Raw genomic sequence first — 19,428 nt, 5'->3', positions numbered from 1 at the left:
CTGCGATCGGCTCGGCCAGATCAAACGGGAAGGCAATATGCCATCTTTTCCGCTGTTTGCGGCAGAGACGACACATTCTGACCATCCCCCGCCCCATGCTGACGGCTCCCTAGCACCAGGAGATCCGTATGGCCGCCCGACTCAACCCCTTCGCACACGGCAGCTACCGCGCCGTAGACACCTGCGCGCTGTCGCTGAAGTGGAGTTTCCAGCTGTTGCTGGAGCTGGGTGGGCATCGCACCTTCATCGGCCGGCACGGCCTCAACGACGATGACCTGGCCCATGAACTGGGCCTGGCCAAATGGGTGGACGATGACCGCTACAGCCCGGCCGTCGCGCTGACGACGCTGCGCAAATGCGCACGCAGCTTCCAGGAGGATCACCCCAGCACGCCCTACCCGGACAACCTGGCGAGCAACCTCGAAGCCCTGGGCGACTTGTTGGCGTTGCCCGAGGCCGAGCTTCAGGTGCTGGGCTTTTGCGTGCTGATGCACAGCGACCCGACCCTCAACGACGCCACCGATCAGTTGGGCATGCTGGGGTTCAACCGGGCATTGAAAGTGCTGTCCGTGCTGCTCGGTCTGCCAATGACGAAGGTCGAGGCGTGCCTTGCCCATGACAGCCCGCTGATGCGCACCGGGTTGCTGGACATCAGCAGCAGCAACCGCGCGGCGATGGCGCTGAGTTCGATGTTGTCGCTGAGCAACCCGGACCTGCCAGGCCTGGTGCGTTTCAGCAAAGGAACGCCGCTGGAGCTGTTCGCCTACGCCTTCCGGGCGAGCCCGCCGGGCAACCTGGGCTGGGAGCATTACAGCCATATCCGCCAGCCGTTGGTGATCGCCGAACGCTACCTGGGCAAAGCCCTGGCCCAGGCGCGCCCAGGGGTGAATGTGCTGCTGTACGGCCCACCCGGCACCGGCAAGACGCAACTGGCGCGCCTGATCGCCAGCCGCCTGGACAGCGCGCTGTACGAAGTCGCCTGCACCGACAGCGAGGGCGACCCGGTGTCGGCCAAGCAACGCCTGTGTTCCTTGCGCGCGGCCAACAGCGTGCTGCATTCGCAGCGTGCCGTGCTGGTGCTCGACGAGATCGAAGATATCTTCCAGGCCGCCGAGACGACCACCGGCAACCGCTCGCAGAAAGGCTGGATCAACCGCATGCTGGAGGAGAACGCGCTGCCGTGTTTCTGGCTCAGCAACAGCATCGAGGCCATCGACGCGGCCCATATCCGCCGCTTCGACCTGGTGATCGAAGTGCCCAACCCGCCCTTGGCGCAACGCAAGCAGATGCTGCGTGAATGCGGTGGCGGCAAGGTCAGCGATGAACTGGTCGAGCAACTGAGCGCCCATGAACAGATCACCCCGGCGGTGCTGGAGCGCGCCGTGCGTGTGGGACGCAGCGTGTCGCCGCGCGCCAGCAAGGCACTGGACAGCACCATTCGCTGCATCGTCGACGGCACCTTGAAGGCACAGGGTTTCGAAAAGCTGCAGCGTAACGAGCGCGCGCTGCCGACGTTCTATTCGCCGCAATGGATCAATGCCGACCTGCCGCTGGACGGGCTGGTGGAGGGCCTGCGCGCCCATCCCCAGGCGCGGTTGTGCTTCTACGGCCCGCCCGGCACCGGCAAGACCGCGTTCGGCCAGTGGCTGGCGCAGGCGCTGGACAAGCCGCTGATGGTCAAGCGGGTTTCCGACCTGGTATCGCCTTACGTGGGGATGACCGAGCAGAACCTGGCAGGTGCCTTCGAGCGCGCCCGACAGGAAGATGCCGTGCTGCTGCTCGACGAGGTCGACAGCTTCCTGCAGGACCGGCGCAAGGCGCGACAAAGTTGGGAAGTCACCGCCGTCAACGAAATGCTCACGCAAATGGAGAGCTACCAGGGGCTGTTCATCGCCTCCACCAACCTGATCCGCGACCTGGACGAAGCGTCCCTGCGGCGCTTCGACCTGAAGGTCCACTTTGGCTACCTGACGAGCGCCCAGGCGCAGGCCCTGTTCGCCGCGCACCTCAAGGCCCTGTCGCTCAAGGACCCGCAGAACAGTGCGGCGGCGCGTTTGCGTGGCGAGGCATTCCTGACCCCTGGGGATTTCGCCGCGGTCGCCCGGCGCGGGCGTTTCAAACCGTTCGCAGGCGCCGACGAGCTGGCGGTCGCGCTGCTGGCCGAGTGCCGTTTGAAGTCCACGGGGCAGCAGCGCTCCATCGGTTTTCAGCAGTGGACGCACTAAAGGTTGACCTCACGGCGCCGATAGGCAGATAACCTGCCAGGCTGCTAGCCAAAGGCCAGCCCTCTTACCACAAGGATGCGTTTCGTGCCCTCCACCAAGACCCACAACGCTTTGAGCCGTCAGTGGGAGCTGCTGCAGCAGCTTCCCAAGCGCTCACCCGGCATCACCGTGACCGAATTGCACAGCCGCCTGGCCGCCGCCGGCTACGCCATCAGCCGGCGCAGCGTCGAACGTGACCTGCACGACCTGTCCCTGGTGTTCCCGCTGCAGTGCAACGATGCCGGTACGCCATTCGGCTGGTACTGGAAGCCGGGCGTGAGTGTCGAGTTGCAGGGCATCACCTTGACCGAGGCGGTGAGCCTGGCACTGGTGGAAGATGCGGTTCGCCCGTTGCTGCCGGGCAGCATGCTGAGCGTGCTGGAACCGCGCTTCGAGCATGCTCGGCAGAAGCTCAGAGGCCTGGGCGACGGCAACCCTGCGGCGCGCTGGCCCGACAAAGTCGCCAGCGTGCGGGCGGACTTCAATCTGCAAGCGCCGGAGATCCAGGCGGACCTCCTGGAGGCGCTGCAGCACGCCGTGATCAGCGAGCAGCAGGTTCATTGCCAGTACTACTCGGCGCACAGCGACAAGCTCAGCGAGCTGACGCTCAATCCGCTGGCCATTGTCCAGCGCGGCCTGGTCACCTACCTGATCGCCACCGCCGAGCCCTACACCGACATCCGCCAGTTCGCGGTGCATCGTTTTCGCACCGCGACCCTGCTCGACACCGCTTGCCGGGGGTTGGGTTCGTTCGAATTGCAGGCGTACCTGGACACCGACGCCCTGCAGTTCGGCACGCCCGAGAAAATCCGCCTGAAGGCCTGGGTGAGCGAGCACCAGGCGCGCTTGATCCGCGAGACGCCGTTGAGTGCGGACATGCTGCTTGAGCCATTGGCGCAGGGTTTCCAGCTTCAGGCCACGGTGACCAACAGCTGGCAGCTGCACTGGTGGATCCTGTCCCTGGGCGACGCGCTGGTGGTGCAAGGGCCGCCAGCGCTGCGCCAACAGGTAGGCGATACGCTGCGCCGCGCCGCTGCGGCGTATGCGCCTGACGCCTGCTCGCAGTGACCCTACCCGCAACTTTTCACGCACAGTAGAACGACATGCTGACGACATCCTCCTTGACCGCTATCGCCAACAGCCTGCGCGACCTGGCCAACTTCGTTGAAGACACGGCGATTGAAAGCCTTCATGAAGTCAGCCTTCCTTTCAGCGAAATCCGCGACGGTTACCCGGCCGACGCGTTGAGCGCGCTGAAGGCCTGGTCCGCCACCAAGGCGCGCTACATCTACAAGTTTTCGGTGCTGGACCATGCCTGCGAACCGCTGCATTTTTCCTTCGAGCTCGCCAAGAAGAGCAAGAAAGACAATCGTGCCTACTGCCGCCTGAATGCGCCTTCACCTCAGCTGTATGTCGGCAGCTCCCTGGATCTGGACTCGAGGATCAAACAGCACCTGGGCTTCGGCAACAAGAGCATCTACGCCATGCAACTCTGCCACTGGCTGCCGCCGGGGGAAGGCACGTTGCATATCCAGGCGTGGCGCTTCGGCATACAGATCGACGCTGCCGTCGTCCAGGCCATCGAGGATGGCCTGTGGGCCGAGAACAGGCCGATGCTCGGCAGACAGGGCGCTCGCTGACTTTGTCGGGGCAACTGTCTTGCTCAGTTTCTGAAAGCTGATGCGATTCCTGTGGGAGCCGGCTTGCCGGCGATGCAGGCGCCGCAGTGCATGGCACCGGCTGCGCCGGTGATCGCCGGCAAGCCGGCTCCCACAAGGGCCCTGCCAACTTCGTGAGTCATGTGGTGGTCTGTGGGAGCGGGCTTGTCCCGCGAAGAGGCCAGCCCAGACACCGGCGTAGCCTGGCACGGGCTACGCCCATGTTCGCGGGGCAAGCCCGCTCCCACAGGCACACGGTCACCGGCTCCCACAAGGGCCCTGCCAACTCCGTGAGTCATGTGGTGTTCTGTGGGAACGGGCTTGCCCCGCGAAGAGGCCGGCCCAGACACCGGCGTAGCCTGGCACGGGCTACGCCCATGTTCGCGGGACTAGCCCGCTCCCACAGGCACAAAGTCAGCGGTGACCGGCCGGCCCAACCTCTGCACCACACTACCTGCGTGCCAGTTCATCCTGCAGTTGCAGCGCCAGCCCGCTGGTCCGCTGCACGTTGCGGCTCACAGCGCCTTCGAACACCCCTGGGCCGGCTTCTACCAGGCTGAACCATTGCTTGGCCCGGGTGATCGCGGTGTACAGCAGCTCCTTGGTCAACACAGGGTTCAAGGCATCGGGCATCACCAGGGCGGTATGGTTGAACTCCGAACCCTGGGACTTGTGCACCGTCATCGCGAACACCGTCTCCACCTCCACCAGCCGGCTCGGCAACACGAAACGGACGCCCCCGCTGCCGTCATTGCGCGGGAAGGCGACGCGCAGCACCCGCTCCGTGTTGGGCCCTGGTACCCAGAGCGCAATCCCGATGTCACCGTTCATCAAGCTCAGGCTGTAGTCGTTGCGGGTGACCAGTACCGGCCGCCCCTCGTACCACCCCTGCGCGCCCGCCAGCAGCCCGCAGCGATGCAATTCAGCAGCAACCCGCAGGTTCAGCCCCTCGACCCCCCAAGGCCCGCGACGCAACGCACAAAGCAGGCGGAATTCATCGAACGCCACCAACACCTTGCCAGCCCAGTCAGCCCACAGGTCGCTGTCGCTGGGCGTGTCAGGCGCCGGGCGCTCGTCACGCAGCTGTTCGAGGTAATGGCGGTAACCTGGCGCGTCGCCTTTGCCGTTGATGATCAGGTCAGTGAGCGCGGCATCCTGCTCACCGCGCAACTTGAGGTTGCACAGCTGCGCGGAGGGCTGCGCCAGCAAGCTGCGTGCTTGCTCGGCATGCTTCTCGTTGACCAGGGTTGCCAGGCGTCCGATGCCTTGCTTGGGGTCGAAGCGGCGCGAGTAACGCAGCATGACGGTCTGCTGCGCCAGTGGGTTGCCCTGGCCGGCAGCCATCTGCAAGCCCGGCGCGCTGAGTGCCTCGCCACTGTGGGTGTTCAACCAGGCCGTGGTCTGCTCGCTGTAGCCGCCTACCTCGGCCTCACGACACAGGTCGCCCAGCACCGAACCTGCATCCACCGAGGCCAGCTGGTCTTTGTCACCCAGCAGGATCAGGCGCGCCCGAGCGGGCAAGGCCTCCAGCAGGCAGGCCATCATTTCCAGGTCGATCATCGACGCTTCGTCGACCACCAGCACGTCCAGCTCCAGCGGTTTGTCCCGCCGGTGAATGAAGTTGCGCGAATCCGGCCGGCTGCCCAGCAAGCGGTGCAGGGTGGACACATCGGTCGGTATCGCCTTGCGCACCGGGACGCTGACCGGTAACACGCTGACCGCCTTGCCAATGGATTCGGACAAACGCGCAGCCGCCTTGCCGGTAGGCGCCGCCAGGCGGATTCGCAGCGGTTTGCCTGCCTCCACCGCGGGGGTTTGCAACAGCCCCAGCAGGCGCACCACCGAGGTGGTCTTGCCGGTGCCGGGGCCGCCGGTGATCACACTGAAGTTGCCACGGGCCGCCAGCGCACAGGCAATCTTCTGCCAGTCGCTGCAGCGTTCGCCATCGATCTCGAATGCCTCGGGGAACAAGGCATCAAGCCGGCTGGCGAGCTTGTCCGGGGTGACCGCCGCCACACTCAAGCGGGCACTCAGGGCCTGGGCGATGCTGCGTTCGTAGTTCCAGTACCGGCGCAAGTACAGGCGCTGCCCGGTCAATACCAGCGGTCGCTCAGGGCTGTGCAGGTCGCCATCGCGGTCCTCGACCAACGGGCTCAGGGCCAGCGCCCGGCGCCACTGCGCCACGTCCAGGCCCTGCAACCATTGCGATGGAAGCTGGCTGCCCTCCTCGCCTTCAGGTGGCAACGACAGCACGAAATCCGGCGCATTCAGCGTTGCCGCCAGGTCCAGGCAAGCATGCCCGCGACCAAGCTGGTGGCTGGTCATCGCTGCGGCCAGCAACACACTGGCCTGGGCCGCGGGGTCCTGCTCGAGCATGAAGGTGGCAAACGAGCGATCCAGCGCGCGCAACCAGCCACGGCCCACCCAGACATCCAGCTGCTGCAGCAGCACTTCGCTGCTGGCCTGCGCCACCGACACCGGTGAATGATCGGCCAGGCGTTGGTTGTTGCTCAGTTGTTTAAGGGTCTGGCTCATGCGCTGACCTCCGTGTGTTGCCCCATGAACAGTTGGTCGAGCTGTTCGATCAGCTGCCGTGGCGGCCTTTCGAAATGCACGCCATGGGTTGGCGCCTGGTGCCCGCGGATGAACAGGTACACCGCCCCGCCCATGTGCCGCTCATAGTCATAGCCCGGCAGGCGCAGCTTGAGCTGGCGATGCAAGGCCAGCAGGTACAGGCACAATTGCAGGTCATAACGCTTGTTCAACATCGTCGCGGCCATCGCCTCGGCGCTGTAGGCCTGGTCATTGCTGCCCAGCCAGTTGGATTTGTAGTCCGCCACGTAGTAGCGGCCCTGATGTTCGAACGTCAGGTCGATGAAACCCTTGAACATGCCGTTCAACTCATTGGCCGCCAGCACCGGGCGCGGCGCCCCCCCCAGGGTGTACTGGCGCACCAGCGCATCGAGGTGCTGAACGCTCACGCTCTGGCTTGAGAACCAGAATTCCATCTCGACCTGGTAGGTGTTCAGGGAAGCGAGCGTGCACTGGGCGCCGTCGAAGTGCAGTGGCGTGCTCAGGTAACTGCCCAGCCAAGCGGACAACGGCTCGATCCAGTTCTCCCAATCGCGCAGGTTGCAGCGCCGGGCAACGGTGTTGTGCAAGGTTTCGGCATCGCTGGCAGCCTTGGCAAAGCCTTCGCGCCCGGCCCATTCGAACAAGCCATGCAGGAAGGTGCCCGGGCCCGCTCCGCGCGGGAAGCCGTGGATTCCGGCGCCGGCAGGCAGGCTTTCAGCCTCCTCCTCCGCCTCTTGCAGGTTGGCCTCCAGCGCGGTCGCGGGTTCCAGGCTTACAGGCGCCTGCACGCCCATCAGCACATTGCCGTCGGCAATCGCCAGGGCCGAGTAGCTGGCAATCCACCAGTTCGCCGCCAGCCTGTGCAGTGGGCGCAGCGCCGGCCCCACCGTGGGCAGGGCCGGCGCCGTATGGACCTTGTCCGAGGGTTCGGGCGCTTCGCACACGTCAATGTGCTCGCAGCCGGCGGCCAACGCCTCGACCAGGTCTGCCACCTGCCCGGGCGCTATCGTGCCCTCGCCCGCCAGCAGGTAACCCAGGCCCGCCTTGTCCAGGTCTGTCGCCCTGCTTCGCGTACTGAAGCCCTGGGGCGCCACGCAGATCCAGGTGGCATGACGGGCGCGGGTCAGGGCCACGTAGAGCAGGCGCATCTCCTCGCCCATGCGCTCATCGTTGGCACGCCCTTGTGCCGGTTTTGCCGTATCGCCCTTGGCCAGCTCGATGACCAGGCCATCGTCATCGTGGAACATGGGCGGTGTCTTGCTGCGCCCGTCGATCGCCTTGGCGCTGCACGCGAATGGCAGCAGCACCAAGGGGTATTCCAGCCCCTTGGACTTGTGCACGGTGATGACCTTGATCAGGTCCGAATCGCTTTCCAGGCGCAGGATTTCTTCCTCGCTCTGGCCCTCTACCTGCTCGGCGAGGTGGCGAATCAGGGCATGCTCGCCATCGAGTTCGGCGGCGCTGCGCTGCAACCATTCGGCCAGGTGCAGCAGGTTGGTCAGGCGGCGCTCGCCCTGCTCTTCCAACAACAGACGGGCCGGCACCTTGAACGTGGCAAAGAGCTTTCGCAGCATGGGCAGCACGCCTTGTTGCTGCCTCAACACGCGAAAATCCCTGAAGCGCAGCACTTGCTGCTCCCAGAACGTTTCGTCCTGGTTCAATTTCTCCAGCGCCTGCCATGCCAGGCCCACGCTGCGGGTCGCCATGGCCGCGCGCAGCAGCCGGTCGTTCGCCGGTTGAGCGCAGGCCCGCAGGATGTACAGCAGGTCCTTGGCCTCGTCACTGGCAAACACCGAGTCACGGTCAGACAGGTACACGCTGGCCAGTTGCCGACGCGCCAGGGCTTTGCGAATGGCTTCGGCCTCCTTGCGATTGCGCACCAGAATGGTGATATCGGCCGGCCGCAAGGCGATCAGTTCACCGTTTGCCGCCCGCAGGCCGGAGCGCTCAGGCGCTGTCGGATCCAGCCAGGCCTGAATCGCCGAAGCCGATGCCTCGGCAGCCTCGCGCAGGTACGTGGCGTTACTGATGATGCCGTTGGTTGGCAGCTGCCAGATCGTCAAGGCGGGTTGCGCATCACCTGCGATGTGCAGCACCTCTTCGCGGCCATTGGCCTGGACGCCGTTGAACGGCACCGGATTGCCTTGGTCCTCTTTGGCAAAGCGGAACGCACCACGGGGATGGGCTTCGGCGAAACTGAAGCAGTGGTTGGCCGCCTCGACCATTGCCTTGCTCGAACGAAAGTTGGTGCCCAAGGTGTAATGCCGGCCTTCGGTAGCCTCACGCGCCTGGAGATACGTGTAGATGTCCGCACCACGGAAGGAGTAGATCGCCTGCTTCGGGTCACCGATCATGAACAGGCCGCAGTCCTCCAGGTTATCGGGGATGCGGTAGATGGTTTCGAAGATGCCGTACTGAACCGGGTCGGTGTCCTGGAACTCATCGATCAGGGCGACCGGATACTGCTTGCGGATGGTTTCGGCCAGGCGGCTGCCTGAAGGCCCTTCGAGCGCGTGACCGAGGCGATTCAACAAGTCATCGAAGCCGATCTGTGCCCGGCGCATCTTCTCTGCATCGAACGACGAGCGCACTTCGCGCAGCGCGTGCAACAACAGCTGCGCGCGGATATCGAGGGGCGCGTTTTCATGATCGACCCAGGCATCGATGGCGGCAAAGGCAGGGTGATCGGCTACGACGCCGCCTCTGTTCAACCTGAACCGGGTTTGCCCGCACTTTCTGACATGCGCGCACGCTTCGGCGCCCTGGCTCCAGGCGGCGATCTCGCAGAGCATTTGCTCGAAGGCCTGGTCGCATTTGCTGGGATAAGTGCCCGCGTGCAGCTTCTCCCGCGCTTTATGCAGCGACGCCTGTACCTCGTCCAGACCTTGCGCCCAGGCAGCCCTGGCCTTGGCTTCGAGCACGACGCATTGTGCCGCCCAATCGATAGAGGTTTGCAGCAGCGCATCCAAACGCGCCGGCGCAGTGATGGCTACCCCCGCCTGCTGGAAGGCGGCGTCAGCTCTGGACAGCAGCGGATTGAGTGCCGCCTGCAGCTCGGTCGGGCTTTTGAAGCAATCGGTGACCACCTTGGCCAGCGCTGGCGGCAAGGGATAGAAGTGCCGCCGCCAGTAATCCCTGACCACTTCGGCCAGCAGCTCGCTCTGGTCGGTCTCCAGCGTCTGGGTAAACAGGCTGCCGCTGTCGAAGGCATGCTCTCGCAGCATCCGGTAGCACCAGCCGTGGATGGTCGAAACCGCCGCTTCATCCATCCACTCGCTCGCCAACTGCAGCCGGCGCGCGCAACCGGGCCACTGCTCGGCGGGGTATTCGGCACGCAGTTGCTGGAGCAGCTTGTCATGCGGGCGATCAGGCTCCGAGAAGCACTGTGCAGCTTCAGTCAAGCGGGCGCGAATTCGGTCGCGCAGTTCCTGGGTGGCTGCATCGGTGAAGGTCACCACCAGAATCTGCGGCGGTGTCAGCTGCTCCTTGAACGCCGCCTCGCCGCCATGGCCCAGCACCAGGCGCACGTACAGCAGGGCGATGGTGAAGGTCTTGCCGGTGCCGGCGCTTGCCTCGATCAGACGGCTGCCGTGCAAGGGAAAGTCGAGGGGGTTGAGATTTACCGGGGTCATTGGTCGTCGCTCCCTGCGTGGCTCGAGGAAAGATGATTGAACAGCCCGCCATACAAGCGCGATGCCCACGCGGGGAACGTGCCGCCAGCACACAGTTGCTCGAAGTCGGCAAAGGCGCGACGCAAGGCGAACGAACGCTCTGCTTCGCCCTTGTGGTTGTAGCCCCCTTCGAACACCTCGCGGGCTTTGTCCAAGGCCGAGTCATTGCCTTCCCCGCCTTCTGCAAGCCAGGCAAAGGCACTTTCGCAAGCCACCGGCAGGGGTTCGCGCATGCCTGCCACCCACGCTTCGAGCAGCGAGCGCAGGTGTTTTTCCGCCTCCTGCGCCGCCATCGGGCGAAACACCACATCCCCGCTCAAGCTGACCAGAATCGACGTGCAACCCTGCCCGCGCAATTGCAACGCCAGGTGCCGCAGCCACGGGCGAACCAGGTTGTGCCAGCGCCAGCTGTCCTTGCTGCACAGCTTCTTGCTGTCCAGTTGCAGGTAGGCGCGCTCGCCTTGGGCGTTGCGCCGGATACCGCCCAACCAGTCACTGAGCCCCGGGATCGTGTCATCGGCATCGATCGTCGCGGCAAACTGGCCTTCCTCGACCTCAGGCCACGCCTGCAATTGCGCGTGGTAGCGCGCCAGCATGTCTGGCATCGGTTCGACCAGTTCGTCTGCCGTCAGGCTGCCGAAAGCACCCAGCGGCAGCTTGCCTTCGCGCTGCAGACGCTGCACCTGCTGGCCAAGCGCATCCAACGCATGCTCTGGCTGGTAAGCCTCCTCGACCCAGCGCTTGAGCGCCTGGCTGAGCCGGTCCTGGTGCTGCCAGTTCTCCAGACCGTCGAGCTGGAAGGTTTCGTCATCGCGGCTGGTCAACTCGTCTTCGTCGAAATTGACCTTCAGCCGTTGCGCAAAGAAGGCACCGACCGGATCCCGCACGAACCCGGCCAGCTGACGCAGGGTCAGGGGCGTGTCCTGCGCCAGGGCGGGCAAGGGCCCGGTCGCCTGCGGCTCGGCTTGCGCCTCATGCACTTCGCGCCACTCGTGGGAATAGGTGAACAACCCGTCAGGCCCAGGCTCGTTGGCGAAATAGGCGGCGCTGAACGGTTGCAGCGGATGCTCCTGGGTCAGCGCAGCGAGCAACTCGCGCGCCGTGGCCGAGCGCCAGCCGCTGGCCAGATGGTCGCGCAGCTGGCCAATCAGCACGGACGGCACGCGCTCGCTGTTGTCGCGGATGTTGCGGCCGACCCAACTGACGTACAGCTGCTCCTGCGCAGACAGCAGCGCTTCGAGCAGCAGGTAGCGGTCGTCTTCACGCCGCGACCGATCCCCAGGCCGGTAGTCGTTGCGCATCAGGTCGAAATCGACGGGCGATTGCTGGCGTGGGTAATCACCATCGTTCATGCCCAGCAGGCACACCACCTTGAACGGGATCGCGCGCATCGGCATCAGGGTGCAGAAGTTCACCGCACCGGCGAGGAAGCGCTGCGACAGGCTGCCCTCTTCAATGCCGCAAAGCCAGGCTTCATGGACCACGCTCAGCGGCAGCGTCTGGGCGTACTGCGCCGCCTCACAGGTGCGCAACCAGGTGTCGAGCAGCTTGAGCAACTGGTTGACCAAAAGCTCTTCGGCATCGCTCACCGGGCGGAAAAACACCTTCAACAGCGACTGCAGGCGCTCGACCCACAGCACCGGCGTCGCCGGCTGTTGCAAGTCTTCACGGGCGATTTCCAGGTGGTCGAGCAAGGTCAGCAAGGGCCCCGCCAGCGCCGCTTCAAGCCCCGACACCTCATCAAAGGGCTCGATGCCATTGAACTCAGGCCCTTGGCCCGCCGCGTAGCCCAGCAACATCCGCCGCATGCCGAAGCGCCAGGTGTTCTGCTCCAGGCCCGCAGGCATGCCCAGGCTCTCGCGCTGCTGCGCATCGAGCCCCCAGCGCACACCGGCGCCGTCGATCCAGCGCTGCAGGATCGGCACATCTGCTTCCTTGATGGCAAAGCGCGCGCGCAGCGCCGGCACGTCGAGCAAGTCGAGGATGTCGCTGGCGGCGAAGCGGCTTTGCGGCAACTTGAGCAAGTGCTCCAGCGCGATCAGCAGGGGCTGGCGCCCACGCTGCCCTTGGTCGGCCACGGTAAACGGCACATGACGCGGGTCATTGCGCGGCACCTGGCCGAACACCGCCTCGATGTGCGGGGCGTAGGCATTGATGTCCGGCACCATGACGATCACATCCCGCGGGCTAAGCTCGGGGTCGGCGCCAAAGCGCGCGAGCAGCTGATCGTGCAGCACTTCCACTTCGCGCTGCGCACTGTGGACCACATGGAAACGCACCGAGCGATCCTCGACCACGTCCACGGCCCCCCAGGTCGCACGTGTCTCGGACAGCGGACGCAATTCGAGAATGTCACTTTGCAACTGGCCCAGCAGGCTTTGCGCCGTCGGCTCGGTGAACAGGTCGATACGCCCGCCCTCGAGGCCCTCGAACAAATGGCGGTAGCTGGCAGGTTCGTCGTAGTGGTCAAGCAGGTTGATGTAGTCGCGCCCCTGCTTGCCCCAGGCCGCCAGCAAGGGCTGGCCATGTTCGTGGGCGGCCATGGGCGCATTGCGCGAAGGCTGACGGCGATAGGTGTGCGCCAGCAGGTCTTTGTCGGCGACGATATCGCCCCAGTGGTGGCGGCAAGGGTTGTGAACACAGAGCACGACCTGGCTGTAGCGAGAAAGCATGGCCAAGGCTTCGAGTACCTGCGCCGGCATCGACGAAATCCCGAACACCACCACCCGCCGTGGCAATCCAGCCGGGGCCTGCTCAGCTTCACGCAGATGCGCGACGAAGCGCTTGTGCACCCCTGCCCGGCTTTGCTCGAGCGCCCCCTCGCCAACATCCGCGAGGATTTCCCGCCACAGTCGAGCCTGCCAGAGGTTGTCCGCCTGCAGAGGTTCGACGCTGCCCTTGATGTGCCTGAGCTGGTCACGCCCCGCGGCCCAGTCGTCCAGCCAATCGGCGCGATAGACCTGATACTGGTCGAACAGGTCCGCCAGGCGCTCGCACAGCTGATGGCGTTTGCGCTGGTCGTCGTCGCCATCGAGGAACCGCTGCAGGCTGCTGAAGGGGGGGTTGCTCAGCAAGCCAGGCAGCAAACGCATCAGCCGCCAGCTCAACGCCGCCTTGTCCAGCGGGGAGGATTCCGGGGTGGTCTGCTGGCCCAGTACCGAGCGGTAGGCCTGCCACAGAAAGCGTGCCGGCAACTGCACATCCAGCGCCGCCGCGATACCACAGCCGCCCTTGGCAGGGTCATCGGCCAGCGCCAGCTTCAACCACTGTGCGATACCGTTGCTGTGAACCAGCACGACCTCGTTTTCCAGGGGGGCCAGGGGGTAGCGCTGCATCCAGTTGACCGCCAGCTCACGCAGGTCGTCCAGGCGATTGCCGTGAATGATCATGAAGCCAGGCTTCAACGCGTCCGCATCCTGCATACAGGCTCCCAATGTGGTCTGAAGGCCTCCCGCAGTGAGGCAGGAAGGCAAAAGGCCACTACTTTAATCCGAGAGCACCGTGCATAACCACTGCTATCGACGGGTTATCAGCCTTGGGCGTGCGGACTCAAGCTGTCTGGCACGCCATTTCACAGGTTCAGGCGAACGCTGACCGTTTTACTTCACCTGGCCAAGGGTCAGCCGCACCTTGTCGAGCAGCTCGCCGATCTGGAATGGTTTGATCAGCAGGTCCATGCCGGTATCGAGGAAGGTCTGGCGATCCAGAGCCGTCTCGGCGTAGCCGGTCATGAACAGCACCGGCAGGCCAGGGCGATAGGTACGCGCCATATCGGCCAAATCGCGGCCACTGATGCCGGGCAGACCGACATCGGTGAGCAGCAATGCGATATCGGCATCTTCACGCAGATGGTCAAGTGCCTGCTCGATGGTTTCGGCCAAGGTGCAACGATAACCGGCATCGGCCAGGACTTCGGCCACGGACAGGCGCACGCACGCCATGTCCTCGACCACCAGCACATGCTCGCCCGCCCCCTGCTGCTCGGGCCGTGGCCTGAGCTCCTCGCGGGCTTCCTGCTGATTGCTGCCCGGCAACATCAAGGTGACTTCGGTGCCCTGCCCCGGCACGCTGCGGATCGCCACATGCCCACCCGACTGGCGGGCGAAGCCATAGATGGTCGACAGCCCCAGCCCGGTGCCCTGCCCCAGCGGCTTGGTGGTGAAGAACGGGTCGAACACCTTTTCCAGCAGCTCCGGCGCGATGCCGCTGCCATCGTCGCGGACGGTCACCGCGACATAACGGCCGTCCTGCAGGTTGGGGTCACCATGCGACCAGGTCGCCGCCGTGTTCACCCAGATATGCCCGCCTTTGGCCAGTGCATCGCGGGCGTTGATCACCAGGTTGAGCACCGCGCTCTCCAGCTGGATCGGGTCGACCAGCGCGATGGTCGGTTCGCTGGAAAGCTCCAGCGACAGCACGATACGCTCGCCAATGGTCCGGGTGATCAGTTCTTCCAGTGACCGTACACGCTCGTTGACGTCCACCGGGCGGGTGTCCAGCGGTTGCTGGCGAGCGAAGGCCAGCAGCCGGTGGGTCAGCGAGGCGGCGCTCATGGCCGAGCTGAGCGCCGCGTCGGCGTAGACCGGGACTTTCTCCACACGGTTCTGCGCAACGCGTTTGCGGATCAGCTCCAGGCTGGTGATGATGCCCGTCAACAGGTTGTTGAAGTCATGGGCGATGCCGCCAGTCAGGCTGCCCAGGGCATCCATTTTCTGCAATTGCAGCAGTTGCGCCTCCGTCCGTTCGCGCTGCGCCATTTCCCGCGCCAGCTGGGTGTTGGCGTCCTCCAGGCGCGCCAGGTGCGAGCGTTCTCGGTGGCGATGTGCGGTGACGTCTTCGACGAAGACCAGGCTCAAACCCGGCGCCCGATAGGGCGAAAGCTGCCACTCGGTGTCCCGCGGCACCCCGCCCACGCTCATGCCCAGGGTGCCCCGCCAGCGCTGACCGTCGACCAGGTGTTGGCGTAACGCGGCAAGGGTGGTGTTCTGGTGGTCGGCAAAGCATTCCTGCAGCACTTCGGGGTGGCGGTTGTCCTGGATCAGTTGGGCGAATGCATGGTTGCACTCATGCACCTTCATCTCGGCATCGAGCACGGCGATCGGTGCCGAGACATTGGTGAAGATTTCCCGAAAGTTGGCTTCGCTTTCACGCAACGCCCGCTCGGTGTCGCGCACCCGCAGGAGGGTGCGCAGGGTGGCGACCAGCACATCCGGGTCCACCGGATGCACCAGATAGGCATCGGCACCCGCATCGAGCCCGGTGATGATATCGCCGGTCTGGATCGACGCCGCCGACACGTGGATCACCGGCAGCAAGGCGGTCGCCGGCCGCGCACGCAGCAACCTGACGATATCGAAGCCGCTCATGTCGGGCAGGTTGACATCGAGGATCAGCGCATCGATCTGCTCGCTGCCAAGCAGCGCCAGCCCCTCGCCGCCGGTACCGGCCTCGAGTACCTGGTAACCATGCAGGGCCAGGCGACGCCGCAGCGCATAGCGCGTGGCCGCATTGTCATCGACGATCAGCAGGTGCACGTCAGCGTTCATCAGTGCTCTCCTGGGCCAGCGCCAGGGGCAGGATGACAAAGAACGACGAACCGACACCGGGTGTACTCTCTACCCCCACCTCGCCGCCCAGCAGCGCGGCGAAACGCTTGCACAGTGACAACCCAAGGCCTGTGCCGCGCAGTCGTTTCTGCAGGGGCGAGTCGAGCTGGGCAAAGTCTTCGAACAATCCGCCCAGCAGTTCCGGGGCAATACCGATTCCCGTGTCGCTGACAGCGAAACGGACCTGGTCGCTGCCATGCAACTGCGCCGTCACCCGGACTTCGCCGCGGGTGGTGAACTTCAGGGCATTGGCGATGAAGTTGCGCAGGATCTGCGCGAGCTTCTTGTCATCGGTGTACATCTGCCCCAGCCCTTGGGGCTCTTCGAAGATCAGGTCCACCGTGCCCGCATCGACGATCGGGCGGAACATCCCGCGCAAGGCTGCGAACAGGTCGAGCATGTCGAACCAGGCTGGCGAGATGGTGATGCGGCCGGCTTCGATCTTGGCAAGGTCCAGCAGGTCCTCGACCATGTCGCTCAGCTCGCGCGTTGCCGTGCTGATGAAGGCCACCTGCAGTTGCTGCTCCTTGCTCAGCGGCCCGTCCACCTCGTCGGCAAGCAGGCTGGTGATACTCAGGATCGAGCCCAGGGGCGTGCGAAACTCGTGGCTCATGTAGGAGAGGAAGCGGCTTTTCAGGTCTGACGCCTGGCGCAACTGCTCGGCCTGGATGTCCAGCTCGGCATAGAGCGCCAGCACACCTTGGTTGGTTTCCTCCAATTCCGTGCGCAGGGCCTGGTTTTCGGCCTGCAGACGCGCCATGAGGGCGGCCTGCTCGGCGCTGATGTCGGGTTCAGCCATGCACGGTCTCCAGATCGATGACCAGCACCGTCACGTCGTCCCGTCCTCGGCAGAAGTCGCGATGCAATACGGCGGCGATCACGGCGGGGTGGCGGTGAGCAAGGCCGGGATAGGTATTGAGGCTCCAACGGGACTGCAGGCCGTCGCTGAACATGATCAACAGATTTCCCTTCACTTGAGCGTAGTCGAACACCTGGCCCTTGCGGTATTGCCCGCCGACGATGCCCGGGTGCGAGGCCAGGCCGCGCGTGCGGTCGCCACCGACCAGTGTCGCGCCGATGTTGCCGATGCCGATGAACGTCAGTTTGTCGCCCGCCCCGTCGTACTGGGCAATGGCAACGGCCCCGCCACGGGTGGCGGACATGGCATGGTGCAGATCGCCCAGCAGGTACTCGGGGGCGTTGAAAGGGCGCTGGGCAAACGCTTCGGCGCCGGCCTTGGCGGCACGCTCGGCCTCCTCGCCATGGCCCAGGCCATCGATCACCAGGGCGCTCAGGCGTTGTTCGTCAAGCGACACGTGCCAGGTATCGCCGCACGCCTCTGCGTCATGCAGAGAATGCTGGCTGACGCCGATGCGCAGGTCCCTGGCCGTGTCTTCTTGCCGGTAGAGCCGCGCCAGTACCACCGCCCCGCCTGCGTCGGCATGCACATCGAACACCTGGGCCAGGCGGCTGACCGCCCCCAGGCCGATGCCCTGGGTGCCACCGGTGGAGTAGCCGTCGGCCAGGCAACTGGGCAGGTCGAAACCTTGGGCACGATCCACCGCGATCAGCTCGATGCCGTGATGGGCGCCATGGCTGAGCGCGCGCAGGTGCAGCTCTCCGTGCTCGGCATGCTTGAGCACATTGCTGGACAGCTCGGTGGCGACGATCGCCGCACGGCCGGCGTCGGTCGCTGAAAAGCCGTGCTGTTCGGCCAGTTTCTGCACGACCCGCCGGGCGTAGCCGACCTGGCTGGCGTCATCCAGGCGCAGGACCTGGGTCAGGCTCGCGGCCAGGCTCATGTCCATCGGGTGATCGTTACCCGGGTGCCTTGCCCGGGAGCGGTGTCCAGTTCGAATTCATCGACCAGACGACGAGCGCCGGTCAGCCCCAGGCCCAAGCCTGATCCCGAGGTCCAGCCATCGGTCAGCGCCAGCCGGGTATCCGCGATGCCCGGCCCTTCGTCGCGAAAGACCAGGCGCAGCCCTACCCGCCCGGTTTCTTCGATGACCTCCCAGTCCATGTCGCCACCGCCGCCGTACACCACCGTGTTGCGAGCCAGCTCGCTGACGGCCGTGACCAGCTTGGTCAGGTCGACCAGGCGCATGCCGCATTCGCTGGCGATCTTGCGTGCCAGTTGCCGGGCCAGTACCACGTCCTGTTCGATGCGTACCGGTTGACTGCCGCTTTGGCGAATGGTCATGAGCGGCCTACTCGTTGGCGCAGCAAGTTCATGCCGCGGTCGACATTGAGCGCGGTATTCACCCCGGGCAGGGTCAGGCCGAGCTCCACCAGGGTGATCGCCACCGCCGGCTGCATGCCGACCAGTACGGTTTGGGCATCCATGATCCGCGACAGGCCGGAAATGCTCGCGATCATGCGGCCGATGAACGAATCGACCATGTCCAGTGCGGAGATGTCGATCAGCACGCCCCGGGCCGAGGTCTGGTCGATGCGCTCGGTGAGGTCGTCCTGCAGCCGCAGCGCCAGCTGGTCATGCATGTCGACCTGGATGGTTACCAGCAGAAACTCACCCATTTGCAGAATGGGAATGCGCTCCATCGTCTCACACCCGCTCGCCAGTGGCCGTGCCCAGGCGCGCGAGCGCCAGTTTCAAGGCATCGGCGAGGTTGGACTTGGTCGTCAGGGTTCCCAGGTCCAGGCCCAGGTGCACGATGGTCTGGGCGATCTGTGGGCGCACGCCGCTGATGATGCAATCGGCCCCCATCAGACGGATGGCCGTCACGGTCTTGAGCAGGTGCTGGGCCACCAGGGTATCGACCGTGGGCACGCCGGTGATATCGATGATGGCGATTTCCGAACCTGTGTCGACGATGCGTTGCAGCAGCGACTCCATCACCGTCTGGCTGCGTTGAGAATCGAGCGTGCCGATCAGCGGCAAGGCCAGTACCCCTTCCCACAGCTTGACCACGGGGGTGGAAAGCTCCAGCAGTTCTTCCTGCTGCCGCTTGATCACCGCCTCGCGGGTTTTCTGGTAGGTGCGGATGATGTGCAGGCCGAAGGCATCGAGCAACTGCGATATTTCCCATAGCTGCTCGGCCAGCAGCGCGGGCTGTTCGCGGTAATGGGCTTGCAGGAGGGAGAACAGCGGGCCTTTGAGGGCAAAGATGAAGTAGGCGGTCTGGTGGGATTCCTGGCCGATCTGGGCGCGGGTGGCTGACAGTTTATCGAGGAAGCGGCGGACCTCCTCCCAGCCTTCGACGCCGATCTGGGTACCGCATTCCTTGCGCAGACCGTCGAGCAGCAGTTGAAGAAAGTCACGGGTTTCCTGACGCAGGTCCTGTTCGCGGATATTTCGCGTCGCCCCGTTGGCTTCCAGCGCCGCCAGCCACTCCCCCTGCAGTTGCGCCTGACTCCCGACGATCGCTTCCAACGTGTTGTTCTGCAGTGCTGCCATTGCGGTTCGCTCCTGAATAATGGTGTCGACTTCAAAAAGGACATCTGCCGATGAAGAAAGTTGTGGCGTCATTGCGCCATCTACCGTGCCGCTAACTCTAGGCCATGTTCATTGGCCATGCGCCGGCGTGAACGGCGGATGCGGGTGCAGTCCAGTTTGTGGGAGCGGGCTTGCCCCGCGAACACGGGCGAAGCCGGTGCCAGGCGGCTTTATTGCCTGGGCCGGCCTCTTCGCGGG

The 19,428-nt window shown here is 64.9% G+C and carries 12 protein-coding genes; 3 read left to right on the top strand and 9 right to left on the bottom strand.

Going from position 1 to position 19,428, the window contains the following annotated elements:
- The first annotated feature begins 128 nt into the window (after positions 1 to 128).
- The 3 genes from PMI38_RS09980 (at position 129) to PMI38_RS09970 (ending at position 3,904) form a co-directional block, all read left to right on the top strand.
- Entirely contained in the window at positions 129 to 2,225 is a 2,097-nt protein-coding gene (locus tag PMI38_RS09980) for an AAA family ATPase (protein ID WP_008093380.1), read from the top strand.
- A gap of 84 nt (positions 2,226 to 2,309) precedes the next feature.
- Positions 2,310 to 3,332, top strand: coding sequence for a helix-turn-helix transcriptional regulator (locus PMI38_RS09975; protein ID WP_008093379.1), 1,023 nt, complete (start codon positions 2,310 to 2,312; stop codon positions 3,330 to 3,332).
- 35 nt (positions 3,333 to 3,367) lie between these two features.
- Positions 3,368 to 3,904 (top strand): hypothetical protein, encoded by a 537-nt coding sequence (locus PMI38_RS09970; RefSeq protein ID WP_008093376.1) that lies wholly within the window; start codon positions 3,368 to 3,370, stop codon positions 3,902 to 3,904.
- A 468-nt stretch (positions 3,905 to 4,372) separates the two neighbouring features.
- Here PMI38_RS09970 and recD read toward each other — a convergent pair whose 3' ends face one another.
- The 9 genes from recD to PMI38_RS09925 all read right to left on the bottom strand — a co-directional run bounded on the left by recD (position 4,373) and on the right by PMI38_RS09925 (position 19,191).
- Complete coding sequence (gene recD / locus PMI38_RS09965; RefSeq protein WP_008093375.1) at positions 4,373 to 6,457, bottom strand: exodeoxyribonuclease V subunit alpha; 2,085 nt, start codon at positions 6,455 to 6,457, stop codon at positions 4,373 to 4,375.
- Entirely contained in the window at positions 6,454 to 10,128 is a 3,675-nt protein-coding gene (recB, locus tag PMI38_RS09960) for an exodeoxyribonuclease V subunit beta (protein WP_008093372.1), read from the bottom strand. The genes recD and recB overlap by 4 nt, the downstream gene beginning before the upstream one ends.
- Entirely contained in the window at positions 10,125 to 13,589 is a 3,465-nt protein-coding gene (recC, locus tag PMI38_RS09955; protein WP_008093370.1) for an exodeoxyribonuclease V subunit gamma, read from the bottom strand. Before recC ends, recB begins: the two co-directional genes overlap by 4 nt.
- A gap of 177 nt (positions 13,590 to 13,766) precedes the next feature.
- Positions 13,767 to 15,713, bottom strand: a complete 1,947-nt coding sequence (locus tag PMI38_RS09950) for a response regulator (protein ID WP_008093368.1) — start codon at positions 15,711 to 15,713, stop codon at positions 13,767 to 13,769.
- Entirely contained in the window at positions 15,703 to 16,572 is an 870-nt protein-coding gene (locus tag PMI38_RS09945) for a sensor histidine kinase (RefSeq protein WP_008093367.1), read from the bottom strand. The genes PMI38_RS09950 and PMI38_RS09945 overlap by 11 nt, the downstream gene beginning before the upstream one ends.
- Entirely contained in the window at positions 16,565 to 17,581 is a 1,017-nt protein-coding gene (locus PMI38_RS09940) for an ATP-binding protein (RefSeq protein WP_177324905.1), read from the bottom strand. The genes PMI38_RS09945 and PMI38_RS09940 overlap by 8 nt, the downstream gene beginning before the upstream one ends.
- Positions 17,572 to 17,976 carry an ATP-binding protein gene (locus tag PMI38_RS09935; protein ID WP_008093363.1) on the bottom strand — a complete coding sequence of 135 codons (405 nt, stop codon included), beginning with the start codon at positions 17,974 to 17,976 and terminating at the stop codon, positions 17,572 to 17,574. The genes PMI38_RS09940 and PMI38_RS09935 overlap by 10 nt, the downstream gene beginning before the upstream one ends.
- Positions 17,973 to 18,335 carry an STAS domain-containing protein gene (locus tag PMI38_RS09930; protein WP_008093361.1) on the bottom strand — a complete coding sequence of 121 codons (363 nt, stop codon included), beginning with the start codon at positions 18,333 to 18,335 and terminating at the stop codon, positions 17,973 to 17,975. Before PMI38_RS09930 ends, PMI38_RS09935 begins: the two co-directional genes overlap by 4 nt.
- Positions 18,336 to 18,339: 4 nt before the next feature.
- Positions 18,340 to 19,191, bottom strand: coding sequence for an STAS domain-containing protein (locus PMI38_RS09925; RefSeq protein ID WP_008093359.1), 852 nt, complete (start codon positions 19,189 to 19,191; stop codon positions 18,340 to 18,342).
- Positions 19,192 to 19,428: the final 237 nt, after the last annotated feature.

The sequence above is a fragment of the Pseudomonas sp. GM84 genome (assembly GCF_000282535.1).
GTDB lineage: Bacteria > Pseudomonadota > Gammaproteobacteria > Pseudomonadales > Pseudomonadaceae > Aquipseudomonas.
Note: the sequence above shows the minus strand (reverse complement) of the source record. Positions and strands in the feature narration are given on the sequence as shown.